Source organism: Paenibacillus sp. FSL L8-0333, assembly GCF_037965665.1.
GTDB classification, from domain to species: Bacteria; Bacillota; Bacilli; order Paenibacillales; family Paenibacillaceae; genus Paenibacillus_AQ; species Paenibacillus_AQ odorifer.
Genome location: NZ_CP150186.1, coordinates 5348255 through 5362992 on the forward strand (window position 1 = coordinate 5348255; position 14738 = coordinate 5362992).

General features: G+C 44.0%; 13 protein-coding genes. 6 read left to right on the forward strand and 7 right to left on the reverse strand.

Annotation, left to right across the window (positions count from 1 at the left end; translation table 11 throughout):
- Positions 1-2 precede the first annotated feature (2 nt).
- Both NYE72_RS23910 and NYE72_RS23915 read right to left on the reverse strand, forming a co-directional pair.
- Positions 3-1211, reverse strand: coding sequence for a glycosyltransferase (locus tag NYE72_RS23910; protein ID WP_339210580.1), 1209 nt, complete (start codon positions 1209-1211; stop codon positions 3-5).
- 159 nt (positions 1212-1370) lie between these two features.
- Positions 1371-1745: a hypothetical protein gene (locus NYE72_RS23915; RefSeq protein WP_036677578.1), complete on the reverse strand. Its 375-nt coding sequence runs from the start codon at positions 1743-1745 to the stop codon at positions 1371-1373.
- A 167-nt stretch (positions 1746-1912) separates the two neighbouring features.
- Here NYE72_RS23915 and NYE72_RS23920 point away from each other — a divergent pair, with 167 nt between their 5' ends.
- A complete protein-coding gene (locus NYE72_RS23920) occupies positions 1913-3157 on the forward strand; it encodes a sialidase family protein (protein ID WP_051490984.1) in 1245 nt (414 codons plus the stop codon).
- A gap of 204 nt (positions 3158-3361) precedes the next feature.
- Here the strand turns inward: NYE72_RS23920 and NYE72_RS23925 are convergent, their stop codons facing one another.
- Positions 3362-3511, reverse strand: a complete 150-nt coding sequence (locus NYE72_RS23925) for a hypothetical protein (protein WP_155288181.1) — start codon at positions 3509-3511, stop codon at positions 3362-3364.
- 289 nt (positions 3512-3800) lie between these two features.
- Between NYE72_RS23925 and NYE72_RS23930 the strand changes: the two genes are divergently transcribed.
- Complete coding sequence (locus tag NYE72_RS23930; protein ID WP_036677583.1) at positions 3801-4244, forward strand: carboxymuconolactone decarboxylase family protein; 444 nt, start codon at positions 3801-3803, stop codon at positions 4242-4244.
- A gap of 167 nt (positions 4245-4411) precedes the next feature.
- On the opposite strand, the gene NYE72_RS23935 is transcribed toward NYE72_RS23930, so the two are convergent.
- Complete coding sequence (locus tag NYE72_RS23935) at positions 4412-4864, reverse strand: MarR family transcriptional regulator (RefSeq protein WP_076105880.1); 453 nt, start codon at positions 4862-4864, stop codon at positions 4412-4414.
- A 128-nt stretch (positions 4865-4992) separates the two neighbouring features.
- On the opposite strand from NYE72_RS23935, the gene NYE72_RS23940 reads away from it, so the two are divergent.
- From NYE72_RS23940 to NYE72_RS23950, 3 genes are read left to right on the forward strand one after another with little or no spacing between them, the layout of a single operon-like run.
- Positions 4993-5439, forward strand: coding sequence for a GNAT family N-acetyltransferase (locus tag NYE72_RS23940; RefSeq protein WP_036677591.1), 447 nt, complete (start codon positions 4993-4995; stop codon positions 5437-5439).
- The gene (locus NYE72_RS23945) at positions 5436-6080 is read left to right on the forward strand and encodes a YitT family protein (RefSeq protein WP_036677593.1); all 645 of its coding nucleotides are present in this window, start codon (positions 5436-5438) and stop codon (positions 6078-6080) included. Before NYE72_RS23940 ends, NYE72_RS23945 begins: the two co-directional genes overlap by 4 nt.
- Before the next feature lie 42 nt (positions 6081-6122).
- On the forward strand, positions 6123-6578 hold the full coding sequence (locus tag NYE72_RS23950) for a GNAT family N-acetyltransferase (RefSeq protein WP_339210582.1): 456 nt from the start codon (positions 6123-6125) through the stop codon (positions 6576-6578).
- Between the two features lie 192 nt (positions 6579-6770).
- Here the strand turns inward: NYE72_RS23950 and NYE72_RS23955 are convergent, their stop codons facing one another.
- Positions 6771-7190 (reverse strand): Rrf2 family transcriptional regulator, encoded by a 420-nt coding sequence (locus NYE72_RS23955; protein ID WP_036677599.1) that lies wholly within the window; start codon positions 7188-7190, stop codon positions 6771-6773.
- Between the two features lie 294 nt (positions 7191-7484).
- Between NYE72_RS23955 and mnmA the strand changes: the two genes are divergently transcribed.
- A complete protein-coding gene (gene mnmA / locus NYE72_RS23960; RefSeq protein ID WP_076105478.1) occupies positions 7485-8606 on the forward strand; it encodes a tRNA 2-thiouridine(34) synthase MnmA in 1122 nt (373 codons plus the stop codon).
- Positions 8607-8969: 363 nt separating this feature from the next.
- Here mnmA and NYE72_RS23965 read toward each other — a convergent pair whose 3' ends face one another.
- Together NYE72_RS23965 and NYE72_RS23970 are read right to left on the reverse strand one after the other, a co-directional pair.
- Positions 8970-11954 (reverse strand): glycoside hydrolase family 48 protein, encoded by a 2985-nt coding sequence (locus tag NYE72_RS23965; protein WP_081384419.1) that lies wholly within the window; start codon positions 11952-11954, stop codon positions 8970-8972.
- A gap of 32 nt (positions 11955-11986) precedes the next feature.
- On the reverse strand, positions 11987-14719 hold the full coding sequence (locus NYE72_RS23970) for a glycoside hydrolase family 9 protein (protein ID WP_038572972.1): 2733 nt from the start codon (positions 14717-14719) through the stop codon (positions 11987-11989).
- Positions 14720-14738 lie beyond the last annotated feature (19 nt).

A 14738-nucleotide genomic window follows, 5' to 3' on the forward strand; every position in this document is an offset into this window, starting at 1 on the left:
TTTTAGGTAAAAGAGGTCTTCAACAAATCATACAGATCTGCGCTGCGAAACAGCTCATTATAATAGTGGCCTTTGGTCGATGGGACATGTCTGTGTCGAAATCCAATCAGGCTATGATCATCCGTATAGTAATTGGAAATCGTATCCCCGCCCGTAGTTACCAAAGCTTCCAGCATGTACTCAATATCGAGCGCTCCTATAAAAACTTTTGGACCTAAAACTATCGTGAATGGAGTGGATAGTTGTTCTATAGCACTGCAAATCGCGTGTGACTCCACAGCTCCAGGCAGCCAGGCGAACGCTGTCGCAGGATGAGGTATGGTTTCCAATAGAGCCGATGGCTGACGCGTAGTTGATAAATCCAACACCCGGCATTCATAATTGCTATACGTTTGTTCGTACAGATTCTCTATCCGCGTTATTTCATCCGCACAAGCATTCACTACAGGATATAGAACGGTAATCATCGCCGGAATTCCTCTGCGAAACCGTGCCTGATGGCGGGTCAAATGATAGGCATATCTCCATCTACGATGATTTTCAACCGAATGTAATTGGGCAGATACACTAAAGGTAGAATCCACACGATAATTCACCAGTTCCACCGGTATAAAGCGAATTTCACAATGTTCAGCCAGTCTCAGCCAGTAATCATAATCCTCCACCGGTTCCATTCCATAAGCTCCAACAAGCTTCGCAATCTGTGCTTTGTACATAAAAGAAACGCCAATAAGCGAGTAATCCAGCAATCTCTCTTTAGGCTGTGACTGATAATTACGCTGAGTAGCTAATTGATGTTCGTTATGAAGAAACCTTCCCTCGTTATCGATGCTTTGAAAAGAACTGTACACGATGCCTAACTCCTGTGGACCTCTAACTAGCGTCCCCCGAAGGATTTCGAGGAAACGGGGTTCATAAACATTGTCGCTGGAAACCCAACTTAGATATTGAATACTAGGCTCACTATACAAAAGATCAAAGCCGGTATTCAGTGCATGTGCTATACCCCTGTTCTGTACGTAAGAGATAACCGTTACCCTTGGATCTTCGACAATAATGGATCTCACGAGCGGTTCCATTTCTGGTGCACCATCGATCACAACAACCAGCCGAAAATTGGTAAAAGATTGGTGTAGAACAGACTGCAGAGCTTGCCGTAAGAACTCCGGCTTTTGGGTATACACAGGCATAACTACTCCTACATCCGCCATGATTTTTTACCTCTCTCTACATTGGAGTATAAAATCAGTATATTTTGATTCCTCCCATCTGACTGTGTGAATGCCCTTAAAATACTTTATTACGCCTAAAAAAGCAGCAATCGCCCTATTTCTTTCAGCGACTGCTGCTTAATGGTCTAAATATTACTATTATACAGGTATAGAAAGGGCGGTAATCTCCGTCATTTCAGATTGAAGCACCCGCTGATCGGTAACTAGATTTCCGAACTCATCCAGCCCATAAACAGAGGTGACTACTTCTGCCAAAGGATAAGGACTACTAATTTGCACCTCGTAAGCCAGATTCCCCCCAATGAAAAACTCTCTAATATCAGAACTCTTTGCAGGAACGAAATAACCTGTGACATAAAGCGGGGTAAGAGCTGGCAAGGAATATGGAACACCGAAGACTTCGACAATCATCATTGCACTCGCATTACTTGTGTTACGAACACTGACCACTACATTACTCGCTGCAGTACCAGTTGCTCTCGTATTCGTAATAAGACCTGTTGTATAAGGCATTTTCTCACTCCTCCTCTTGGTTTCTATCAACTTATTCAACAGCTAGCTTATAGTTGTGAGGCAAGAGGAGGGGTTAACACGTGGAATAATAGCCAAATAGACAGGTATACAGTTCCTTTCCCGCTTTTTTCATAACATAGATTAAAGATGAAAAAGGAGAGGTGACAATGACCAATTTCAATTTTCAGGTCACTACAGGTTTGCCACCAAAGTTTGAACCCTATGTTGCTGTGAATCTGCTTATTCCCGGGATCATGATTGCTGTAGCTGTAGACACTACAACCGGAGTTCCATTAATAGGGATGTATCGCTCGTTAGATGGCGGTGCCAACTGGTCACAAGCTTTACTGCCTCTGCCTCCAGGATTTACAGGGGCCGAAGCACCTGCTGTTGCGTACTCCTTTCCGAATACATTTGCCATTTCTGCACATGCTTTTCCAGGCGCTTCAGACGGAACAACTATATTCTATATTTCCACCAACAATGGTACTAATTTCAGCAGCCCTGTAATTGTAAGTAGCGGGTATGGAACCTACATTAATAATGACGAAACAAATATCACAATCGATGTAGGACAATCTAGCCCATATTTAGGAAATATCTATGTTTCTTACAATCATCAGTTCAATGTAGCTAACGGAGGTAACTCGACAGCTTTTCTTAGTCGATCTCGTGATAATGGAGCCACATGGGACACTCCCATCCTGCTTTCCAGTGAAGCTAATCAGGTAGAACGTCCCGATGTAGCTGTGGATTTGATAGGCAGCGTGTATGGAGCATGGATTACGACAAATCCGGAATTCCGATTTGTGATCAGAACTTCTTTGGATGGTGGAACAACGTTTGGCGCCCCTGTTCTTGTGTCCACGATCGTACCTGTGCCCATAGTCCTGCCCGTTCCCGGCTATGCTTTTCGGGTCTTAACATTTGCGAATATTTCAACCGATCGATCAGTCGGACCCTTTACCAACCGTGTGTATACCATCTGGCAGGATTTCCGCCAAGGGTACTCTGATGTATTCATGTCCATTTCAAACGACAGGGGCATGACTTGGAGCACTCCCGTTAGTATTACCGGTGCACCCGCGGGATCTCAGAACTTTTTTCCTGCGATCGATGTCGACCCTTTGACGGGCGTAGTAAATGTGATCTATTACAGCAATCAGGTTAACGGATTTTTGCTAGATGTATATGTTGCGCGATCCATTAACGGTGGACAGACATTTACCAACACTAGAATAACTAACGTTTCCTTCGATCCGAATGCTGGAGGTACAGGACCTGTAACCTTAATAGGGGATTATATTGATATCACTTCCGTTCCGCCTGGAGGATATATCGGCGTATGGACAGATACTAGTCCGGGAACACAGACTATTTTTGCGGGATATTCCGATGTAGTTATTACTTGATTGGGGCTGGCTGCCCACATCATAAAAAGTCTATTGCCGGGGATTAGGCGATAGGCTTTTTAGTGCAGGTAATGAAAAAGAAAATATTTTCATGAACTTGAACGCTGTTACGCTGAGCTTTCGCATCCGCATCATCGCCGATTCCCACTCTGGCAAGATCCATAGCATACTGGGCTTTGATATTACATATGTTCGATTTTTCAGTTAAAAAACCTTCTCTAATAAAGATCCAAAAGCATAACCAAATTCATATGTATTTCTTACCAGACTCTCCATTCCCTGAACTAATAACGTGACGCCCTTAAGCATTAGAGTAAAAATAAATATCACACCAAACATTCGAAATACTCCCATTCCTTTCTCGTGCCTCCAACGATAATTCTTGCCCATTTTAAAACACCTCATTTTGAGTATTATTATGTTAACTACGTCTCATTACGGGCTCCTATGTATTTCACATCATCCGTATAAAATCTTCTTACTAGAATACTAGATTTGGAACATTATGTATACCAATGCAGAGGTCATCGGGTGATTTCTGCCTTCTCATAAGTAAATAAGCACAAATGTTCGCATATAAAGAATAATAGTGTTAAAATAAAGTTATACTATTCCTAAACTAAAGCCTAAGGAGTCTTGCCAAATGAGTCAAAGAGTTGCCTACAATGAAGTTGCACCTGAGGGTATGAAAATCATGATGGATATGGAGATGTACACCAAAAAATCTACGATTAATCGGACTACAAGAGAACTTATCAAAATCAGAGTTTCTCAAATTAACGGATGTGCTTTCTGCATAGATATGCATACATCCGAAGCTCGTAAAATGGGTGAAACCGAACAACGAATTTATTGTTTAAATGTTTGGGAGGAATGTACTTTTTATACACCTGAAGAGAAGGTTGCTCTCGAACTATCTGAGCATATTACGCTAATCCCTTCCAAAAGAGTTCCTGATGAGCTATATAAACGAGTACGTGAACAATACGATGAGAAACAATATATTGATCTTGTACTGGTCATTAATCAAATCAACAGTTGGAACAGAATTTCTATTGCAATGGGAAATACACCCGCAGAACAATAATTACCCTCAAAGAACACCTTAGGGTGTTTTTTTTATTCTCCGCTCCGCACGTTCCACGGCTCCGTTGATATATAGATCATCACATTAACATGCCCTGCCAGTATTATCACTAGCAAGGCATTTTTTCATGCGATCGCGTTGGGTTAGTTCAATAACAATTGCTGATTTTAGTACTCTCTTTTATTTCCCTTCTTTACGTATTCCCACTCAACCTCAACATTTTTCCTAACCCTTTGCAAGAGTTGAAACAATACTTCCGTTTCTTTTTCAGATAATCCTGCTAACGCAACCAAATCGGTATGGTCCCCTTCTCTCTTCAGAAAAGAATAGGCTTGTTTACCTTTTTCAGTTGTGAATAACCTTTTTATTTTTTTGTTCGTTTCATCGTCTTTCTTTTCAATAAAACCTTGGATTTCAAGTTTCTGAATCGCACGCGCTGCTGTTGTTCGGTCCACCTTTATCATTTCCGACAGCTTTTCTTGAATAATACCTGGATTCTCATATATCCGGACCAGATATAAATACTGCCCCTTTGTAAGCTCTAATTCCTTGAACTCTATATTACTTATGGAATCTAATGCCCTCGCTATCATTCCAACTTCACGAAGTATCTCCTTCATTCAATCACCTACCAGTTCCAATAATGTTGTATTTACAACAATATTGATTATATATATACTTATAATTGTCGTTAATTCATTATGACGTTTTTCCTAAAAAAAACAAATACAGAATGGAGTAAGCAAGAATGAATCTTAAAAGAATTACACTAATCGAGGAACTTGAAGCTGCATTTTCAATAAGAAAAAAAGTATTTGTTGAGGAACAAGGCGTACCCCTTAATGATGAATTTGATGAATTCGATACGCTGAATGGAGAATGTGAGCATGTTCTCGCCTATTATGATGGGCAACCAGTTGCCACAGGAAGGATCCGCTTTCTTGATGGATTAGGTAAGTTAGAGCGTATTTGCATCCTAGAACCTTATCGTAAATTTGGAATTGGGAAAAGAATTATTTCTGCATTAGAAGAGATCGTGGTTGAAAAGGGGCATCAAAAGGTTAAATTGCACGGGCAAACTCAGGCAGAGGGGTTCTATAAGAAACTTGGTTATCGGGCTTCATCTACTGAATTTATGGAGGATGGCATCCCTCATCTTTTAATGATTAAAGATCTTTCTGCTTCAATAGAATGAAGAAGTTTAGTGTAACTACGTTTTCCATTTTCACTTGCGGAATTTTCATCTTAACCCTAGGCGTTTCACTAACAATAATCTCCGATCTTGGAGCGTCACCTTTTGATGCACTTTTAGTCGGTCTATCCCAAAATGTCGGTCTTACAGTAGGCAGTTGGGAAGTGCTGATCGCATGCCTATTGATTGGATGTAATTCATGTTTATCCAAGCAAAGACCAGAATTATTAGGGTTGGTAACTGCATTTATAGCAGGCATTGGTATCGATATGTGGCTTTTTTTGTTAAACAATCTGATCGAGCCTAATCTGTGGATCAGTAAAATCGCCTTTTATGGTTTAGGCTTAATTGCAATTGGATTAGGTACATCCATTTATTTGTACGCAAATTTCGCACCGATTCCAGTGGACCGACTAACATTAGTACTGCAAACGATAACTAGGCTTAGTATACTATTTACTAGAACAATCATTTATCTGGTTTTCTTATTTGCCGCCATTATTTTCAATGGGCCTATTGGGATTGGCACTCTACTTACCATTTGTTTAGGCGGCTTAATTCTTAATTACTTTATGCCACTTATACAGAAAGCCTTGGACCGATTGCTACAACATACAACAGCGGACTCCGCTAAAGAAATATGATATATAGAGCAAACCATAATCTTATCATTGGGAGTGAATAATATGGAGATTAGAATCGATAACTTAACCGGAACCGAAATCATAGCATTGATCAGTGAACATCTGCAGAGCATGTTTGAGCAATCCCCGCCAGAGAGTGTACATGCGTTGAATTTAGATAAATTAAAAACACCTGAAATTACCTTCTGGAGCGCCTGGGAGCAGGGCGAACTCTTAGGTTGCGGTGCTCTTAAAGACCTGGGTAGCCATCATGGTGAAATCAAATCCATGCGTACTTCTACCAAGCATCTTAGGAAGGGCATTGCATCTAAAATGCTTGCCCATATCATTAAGGAAGCTAAGCAACAAGGCTATCGGCGGCTGAGCTTAGAAACCGGATCCACTGAAGGGTTCGAAGCAGCTAGAAAATTATATGAACAATATGGATTTGAATACTGTTGTCCGTTTGCAGATTACATTGAAGACCCCTATAGTGTTTTTATGACGAAAGAATTATAAGCACTATGGAGGGGCTAACTTGACTACTAATCAATGGATACCGATTCTCGCAGCGTTCATCGGAGCCTCTTGCTGCTGGATCGCGCTCTTTAATAAGCGTAAGAACAAATAGAATCGCAGATAAAAAAAGACTCCCAAATGGGAGCCTAAACGTTGACACATTATTTTTTTGGAATATCTTTCATTCGAGGACTAAATATAGAACATGTAATTGTCAGCCAAACTCTCTTCTTTGTAGTTAATCAAATCATAAAGTGTTGTGGAATCCAGCACATCGGCAATGCTGTCACGAATACGCAACCATAAATCCCGTTTCGCTGCATCGTCCTCTTCCGTGAAGTCTACAGGAGAGATAGGGCCCTCCAGCACACGGATGATATCACCGGCAGTGATAGCGTTCGCCTCACGCGACAAAATGTATCCTCCATATGCTCCACGAATACTTTTTACAAGTCCTGCATTGCGCAAAGGAGCAATTAGTTGCTCCAGATAATGCTCGGAAAGACCATTTTTCTCAGCGATACTCTTAAGTGAAGTTGGTCCTTCACCAAATTTCAGTGCAAGCTCCATCATAATTGTTAGTCCGTAACGACCTTTGGTTGATATTTTCAAAGGGGCACCTCTTTCAGTTTAATGTCTGATTATTGTATACTATTGATTCGGCAAGTCATTTTGATTGTCATATCAAGGTATTCCGATAATTACTCTCAGTTTATGTTATCATATCCGAAGTCACAAATGAAATGGTAAACGAAACATTTTACGAGAATGTTCACCCCAGGTGGACATTTTGTTGTTTCCAGTCTCTTATTTCAGAGGTTTAGAGTAGACAGGTATGTTATAATACATTTTGAGCCGGGTGTTCCATGAATGACCGGTATTTTGGGTACAGAAATGGTGATTACGATGACAAAAGCAAAACAAGACACCCGTGTCGTCGTCGGCATGTCCGGAGGGGTCGATTCCTCCGTCACGGCGCTTCTGCTCAAGCAGCAGGGCTATGACGTCATCGGCATCTTCATGAAGAACTGGGACGATACCGACGAATTCGGAGTATGTACGGCCGAAAGCGATGCAGAGGATGTTCGCCGCGTATGCGAGCAGATTGATATTCCTTACTATACCGTTAATTTCGAGAAGGAATACTTTGATAAGGTATTTTCTTATTTTCTCGATGAATATAAGGCCGGCCGGACGCCAAATCCTGACGTCATGTGCAACCGCGAGATTAAGTTTGGAGAATTTTTGAACAAAGCTCTTCAGCTTGGTGCCGATTATGTCGCAACTGGACATTACGCACGTGTTATAGAAGAAGATGGTGTGTACAAGCTGCTCCGCGGCGTAGACAACAATAAGGATCAAACCTATTTCCTGAATGCACTGGGGCAACATCAACTCTCTAAAACAATGTTCCCTATTGGACATCTGCCGAAACCTGAAGTGCGGAGAATTGCTGAAGAAGCAGGACTTTACACTGCCAAGAAAAAAGATAGCACAGGCGTCTGCTTTATCGGCGAGCGCAACTTCCGCGAATTCCTCAGTCAATATCTCCCGGCACAAGCTGGCGATATGGTTGACATAGTAACTGGAGAGATCAAAGGCCGCCACGACGGACTTATGTATTACACGTTAGGCCAACGCCAAGGCCTTGGTATTGGTGGCTCTGGCAACGGCGAACCGTGGTTTGTAGCTGAGAAAGACCTTAGCCGCAACATTCTTTATGTAGTACAAGGAGACAAGCACCATAGCCTGTACTCCACTAGCCTGATTGCTTCCGGTGTTAACTGGATTGACGGTCAAGAGCTTGGGCAAGAGCCGCTGAAATGCACCGCCAAGTTCCGGTATCGCCAGCCAGATCAAGGCGTGACCCTTACAGCGCGTGAAGATGGAACAATAAATGTAGCCTTTGATGTTCCACAAAAAGCTATCACACCTGGTCAAGCCGTTGTCTTCTATCTCGGCGAGCAATGTCTCGGCGGCGGAACGATAGAATACGCGGAGAAGGTTGTTCCTTCAGCACAAGTGTGAATGTAAACCAAGCTTCTATAAAAGCTTGATCTACAAGTAATCGTAGTAACTCACAATATCTAACAAACGTACCAAAGCACGAAATAGTTGTATTTAATACAGCTATTTCGTGCTTTTTTATTTCTTTTTGGGTTTTAGTTGTATATTGTACAGTTAAACTGAGCTTATACCTCAATAAATACCCATATACTGATAAATAGTTGTATGAAGTGCAACTAAATTACGTTGGCGCGGCTAGGGTGTATTTTAGTTGTAAAAAATACAATTAAAATGGATATGAAGCCACATTTAGTCGCAGTCGCTAACTAGCCAATTACTAAAAAAAGCCCCAGCCAAATGGCTAGGGCTTCCCTTATTTAGACTTTAAGGCTCAAGTCCCCATGCTAGATCACCATTCAAATACAACGGCACATGATTCCATTCCGTGTACGATGTTTTGGCAGGATCATAAGAGTAGTCTCCAACCTCGTTGTAATTGCTCCAATCCGTTTTGTTGACCCGGATCTGGATATCACCCGTGTTGGCTCCCGGTGCAAGACTGCCTGCACCTGCGCCGAAGGAGATTTCTAAATAATAATCCGCTCCAGTTTTGGCAGGGTCCACCTTCACGAATGTTCCCTGTATATTACTTCCACCGATGTTAGCATAGTCAACATTAAATTGTTGAGGTTTATCGCCATCAATCGTGTAATAATACCGCAGCTTTACATCGCTAAGCGCTACAGCCGTATCCCCATTGTTAACAATTTGCAGCTGCGGGCGGAACTGATTATCTCCCGGATTGGTATCACTTGTCCGGTATTTCACCAGCAAATCTCCTTGTACCGGAATCGGCACATCAATAGGCTTGGCATGAACCTCAAGCGAATTTGGGCTCTCTCCAACCACGTTGGAAGCACTAACTACGTAGTAGTAATCCGTACCGTTAACCACTGAAGCGTCATTGTAAGTCGCCTGAGTGACAACAGCCACATCGCTGTAAGGGCCACCAGTTGTCGCAGCTCTTTTCACAGTGTAGCTAGTAGCTCCAGTTACGTTGTTCCAACTAAGATCTACAACTTTGTTACCAGCGACCACACTTGGTTTGGAAGGTGCTTTTGGAGCTACTGGCTCAGTAGGCACACTGCTGTTGATCAGTCGATCGTATTCAGCATAAGCAGTTGCCATATCTACTTGCGACCAGAAGCGATGGTAGGTAAATTCAGGGGCTCCATTGTCCCAAGTTTTAGTCACTTTATTAAAAGAAGTATTGTATTTGTCCAGCAAATATTGCCACTTGGAGTCATTCACGATATTTGGACGGATATCGGTATAGCTTGCGTATACCCCGTTTCCGCCTTTAGCTGGATCGGAAGGCACTGTAGATGAACCAGGGATCGTATTTCCTTGGCCGAATGTACCTGTCCAACCGCTTGGGAAATAGACTTCTTTAGTGAAATAGCGAGAATAATCTCCACGGCTTTCGGTAGTTGCAATACCAACTCCATCGTTATAACCCCATGCCGTGTCTAACAAAGATTTAGCCAGTACCTGAGCCTCTCCTCCCAGAGTACTGTAGCTGCCATGTTCAGCTTTGGTGCCAGCCGCATAGAAGGTAAGTGCCTTAATATAGCTGCCCAGTACACCTGTATCTTGGCTTGGACTCTTAGTTACGGCTTTCAGGTTACTGTTTGCTGCAGAACCACTGAAGCCATTCCACGTATTAGGTTGTCCTGTCCATTCCACATTACCTGGAATCCAGAACTCTCCTGGTGCAGAGACTGTTGCCACTTGTGGGTTGTCTCCTCCAAGAATTCGATTACCTTGACTGTTCAGGTAGTAACCTTCAGCATCCGTAACTGGACGTTTGTTGGCAAAGGCATAATCTTTAGACCAATCTACCCAATTTTCTATAACTTGTTTTGCCATTTGAAAGTTTTCAGATGTAGTGTCTCCGTTAGAAGCAAGGATATAGTACAGCTCTGCTACCCGCTCCACACTCCATGCCTGCATCCCGAACCAGTTATTGGATGGAGGATCGTGGTAGACTGGAGCTTCGTCATATGCCATGCCATAAAAAGTACTGGTTCCGGCTGGATAAGCCTTGTAGGCGCCTTGATAACTATTGGTCGCTCCTCCGGCAATTGCCCCTTCAGAGGACTGCAGCCAAGTATAGAATTCCAATTGACGTTTCAGAGAATTTTCCCAATCCTGTCCAGCTGTAGCTGATGACGGGATCAGACCACCATCCGAATCAGAAAGTGCGTAGGCAGCCACGACATTCTGATACCCTTGGTGGGCATGGCTCGCCCCGATTCTCCAAGCCCAGTTTCCTGTAGCTCCAAGTCCACCGCCCCATGCGGTATACCAAGCCAGAAGATATTGATTGGAATCTTTGCCAGTCCCGGCATCAGGTGTGCCGTCAGTAGCTGCACTTCCTACTTTTTGGAAGTATTTATCATACATACCGTACCGCAGGAAATCGCCCATTTTCTTAGCTTTATTCAAATACACTGTATTGTTGTAGCCGAGCTCTTTAGCCCAGTACATTGCTTGTACTGCCCGTGCATCGGCATCTGTAGCATTCGTGTAACGCCATTGAGCGGAAGGCACGTTAGCTTCTTTTGTGAACAGGCTCATGAAGCCTTCGTTTGCTTTTCCGAACGTTTTGTCATCTTGAGACGGGTGAGGGACCGCCTCCCAAACGGACTCTTGTTCACCCCGTTGGAATGTATTCACATAAGCGGCTGTATGCGTAGGATTCAGCAAGTTGCCGAAGCCGTACCAGTTGTCCACGTCTACCAGCCAGTGCATCAAGTAGGTCTGGTTGTTGCCATACGTCGCCTTCAATTCAGCATCTAGCGGATCTTTACCTGCTGCATACTGGCCACCTAGCTGACTTGGATACTGATCCGGCTGAGCATGCTCCGCTGCATACGTAGCCGGGCTGTTCGGATTGTAATAACTCATGGTTGGCTGCTCTTCCTTGCCATCACCTTCGTTAATAGGGATGATATACTTCTCCATGTTGTCCCAAGCTGATTCCAGCTTAGTCCAGTCCCCTGTGTGATAACCATAGAGTACCTCAAGCCACATCCAATAACTGTAAGCTTCTGAGGTCGTCATATGTCCGTAATCAGGGGCTTCACTCATCAAGGTCTCTACCGCATGATAAGGTACTCCTTCAGCAGAGAAATAACCATTTGCGGGGTCTTTTAGCTGCGCATATAATTGCAGAAATCGCGTCTGCTCCGTAGTAGAAGCGTGAGCAGTCTGAGGTCTAAAATTAAATAGACCGGTCATGAGTGAGAGAAACAGGACTGCGGCCATCATTACAGAAACAGGCTTCTTTATTAAGCTCAATTTCATCATCTTAGGCAAGCTCCCTCTCTTGGATATATTTATGGTTCTAAGCCCCATACAAGTGTTTCACCTTGATAAAGTGTAACTTTATTCCAATCGGCAAATGTCTGCTGAACCGCGCTGTAGGAATAATCATCCGTTTCATTGTAAGCCGTCCAGTCCGTCTTATTGGTGCGAGCCTGAATCTCGCCGCTATCTCCACCAGGCGCTACGCTTCCAGCCCCTGCACCAAAAGAAATCTCCAGATAATAATCCGCGCCCGTACTGGCGGGATTCAGCTTAACAAAACTGCCGCTTAAATTACCACTGCCCACTACAGCATAATCACAATGAAACTGTTGTGGTTTATCCCCATCCACAGTGAAATAATAACGCAGCTTCAAGCCGCTAAGTGCCACAGACTCGGTTCCTGTATTCATAATTCGGAACTGAGGGCGCAGCTGTCCATCACTGGCATTCGTATCATTCGTACGATATTGCACCTTCAAATTCCCCGTTGTGGGCTGTGTTGTTTCTTGGGGTTTGGCACTAACCTGTATAGATGGCAAGCTCTCCCCTACACTATTCGTGGCAGTGATCACATAATAATAAGTGGTTCCGTTCACCCGTCCACTATCCATGTAATCCGTTCCCATGACATTCTCAAGCACCGTATACGGGCCTCCACTCACTTCACTGCGTTTAACGGTATATTCACTAACCCCGCTAATGGCATTCCAAGTCAAATGGACAGTCCCATTACCTGCTACTGCCTGAACATTAGTCGGACGTGCAGGGACTTGAGGTTCTCCAGGTTGTCCACCACCCGCTGGAAGTTCTCCATACATGTGCACACCTGCATCAAACACCGGAATGTTCGCTGTTTTAACAGGAGTTGCTCCTTGAGCTGCCACACCTTGGAATGAAAAATCATTAGCATTATTCCAGAAGTTAGTGTTCAGCGGGGCTGCAATTCGGAATTGAATCTCCTTACGATGAGCAGATTGTCCACCCGGATAAATCAAAGTACCTGTAAAATCAACCTTAGTATAGTAGATATGGTTAGCTGCATCGTAAGGCTGAAGTGCAGACACCGTTCCACCCTGATTGTAGCCTCCCGCCGTAACCGTAATATCCTCAGGAGCATAACCAGCCGCTATCGCTTCACTAAGATCCACATAGTAGTTAAAAGACATCTCTTTACTGGCCCGTGCCGGCCAGCCCGTACGGTTATTCAGCAATGCTCGAATCTCTACGAAGTTGCTGCCACTAGCATTCACAGAGGCTTCGACAAACATCTCATCTTCACGTGTCTCTGCAGGTGGAAATTGTGCAAGCGGCTGTTGCCCTTGTCCATGCAGCAGCACCATTTTTGCAATAGCTCCTGTAAAAGCTGCATTGTAATCGGTTGCAACTTCATTCGAGACATAATCGTTAATGGAGTCGGTGTAGCTGTCTGTTTTGGACGGGCCTCCAACTAGCGCTCCGTACAAGACATGGCGATGATTTACCGGAACGGTCTGACTATCATTCCATGATCCATGTGAGGTTCGATGATGGGGATGCTGAGGAGAATTATTACCATAACCGATAACATAACTGCTGTTTCGTGGATTGTCGCCAAGCATATACGTAATTTGTCTCTCCGCGAAAGAACGCGCCGTATCTTTCTTCACCGGATCGCTCACCCAGTCCGAGTAAACGAAGGCCATAAAAGCCTGATTGGCTGCATAACGCAATGCGCCCCATTGATCCAGATGGGCTAGTCCGCCAGGTGTATAGGCAACACGGTCACTTGTTCCACCCACTCCAGTCGTCCAATACTGCATATTCCGTTCAGTGGATTGAATGAACTTGGTCTGCCCGGTGATTCGTGCCAACAGTAATTGAGCGCCATAATGCTTGTCGTCCCAAGACTGCGTCCACTGATAACCCCAGTTTCCAGCCTGATTCGTTCCCCATTGATCACTTGCTGCAATAGCCTTATTGAGATACTGCTGATCGTTAGTCGCCAAATACAACCAGACAGCCCCCCAGCTCAATTCATCCGCATAACCGCTCCAAGAATTATAATATTGTTTGGCATCGGTAATGCTGTCGGAATAGGAGCCGCGGTAAGTGTCAGCAAAATTGTAAAGCTGTTTAGCATGCAGCAGCAGCTTGTCCGCATATACGGCATCCGTATCCCTGAAAATAATGGATGCTGAAGCTAACGCTGCAGCTGTTTCTGCGGCAAGATCTGATCCGGGATGAGTGGCATCAATTTTGTAGGAAGGTCTCTGCATCTGCATGACTTCTGCGGGTCCCCACCAATTATGATCGGTTGTTCCGTTACCAACTTGTCCCCACAGCTCGTTAGGAGCGGTATGAGCTTTTACAAAATAATCGGTTGCCCAGCGAATATTGTCTAATATTTCCTCAAGCTGCCCAGACCCCTCATATCCTTGCTTGTACTCATAAACCGACCACGCCAGCATCGTCGTAGAATAAGCCATAGGCAGACCGAATTTAACGTGATCACCGGCATCATACCAACCACCAGTCAGATCATGTCCCACATCCGCCCCGTCCAAAAGACCGGAATCGCCCCGCCATTCCACCCGATTGTTATCTGGCAATTCACCAGACCGCTGGGTTTCGTAGAAATAAATAGATTTTTGAAGAACCTCCGCATAGTTGTAGTCTCCGGCCGCCGCCTCTGCTATCGCCGGTTGAAATGCAGCATTTGAACAAAATGTAAGCGTAAACAACAAACTGAACACCAGTCCTTGTTTCCTATACCTCTTGATCATTTCTACTGCCCCTCTCTTC

What these genes read in the sequence shown, in the direction of transcription:
- NYE72_RS23910 (WP_339210580.1), bottom strand. Translation starts at nt 1,211, where the DNA reads ATGGCGGATGTAGGAGTAGTTATGCCTGTGTATACCCAAAAGCCGGAG.
- NYE72_RS23915 (WP_036677578.1), bottom strand. Translation starts at nt 1,745, where the DNA reads ATGCCTTATACAACAGGTCTTATTACGAATACGAGAGCAACTGGTACT.
- NYE72_RS23920 (WP_051490984.1), top strand. Translation starts at nt 1,913, where the DNA reads ATGACCAATTTCAATTTTCAGGTCACTACAGGTTTGCCACCAAAGTTT.
- NYE72_RS23925 (WP_155288181.1), bottom strand. Translation starts at nt 3,511, where the DNA reads ATGGGAGTATTTCGAATGTTTGGTGTGATATTTATTTTTACTCTAATG.
- NYE72_RS23930 (WP_036677583.1), top strand. Translation starts at nt 3,801, where the DNA reads ATGAGTCAAAGAGTTGCCTACAATGAAGTTGCACCTGAGGGTATGAAA.
- NYE72_RS23935 (WP_076105880.1), bottom strand. Translation starts at nt 4,864, where the DNA reads ATGAAGGAGATACTTCGTGAAGTTGGAATGATAGCGAGGGCATTAGAT.
- NYE72_RS23940 (WP_036677591.1), top strand. Translation starts at nt 4,993, where the DNA reads ATGAATCTTAAAAGAATTACACTAATCGAGGAACTTGAAGCTGCATTT.
- NYE72_RS23945 (WP_036677593.1), top strand. Translation starts at nt 5,436, where the DNA reads ATGAAGAAGTTTAGTGTAACTACGTTTTCCATTTTCACTTGCGGAATT.
- NYE72_RS23950 (WP_339210582.1), top strand. Translation starts at nt 6,123, where the DNA reads ATGGAGATTAGAATCGATAACTTAACCGGAACCGAAATCATAGCATTG.
- mnmA (WP_076105478.1), top strand. Translation starts at nt 7,485, where the DNA reads ATGACAAAAGCAAAACAAGACACCCGTGTCGTCGTCGGCATGTCCGGA.
- NYE72_RS23965 (WP_081384419.1), bottom strand. Translation starts at nt 11,954, where the DNA reads ATGAAATTGAGCTTAATAAAGAAGCCTGTTTCTGTAATGATGGCCGCA.
- NYE72_RS23970 (WP_038572972.1), bottom strand. Translation starts at nt 14,719, where the DNA reads ATGATCAAGAGGTATAGGAAACAAGGACTGGTGTTCAGTTTGTTGTTT.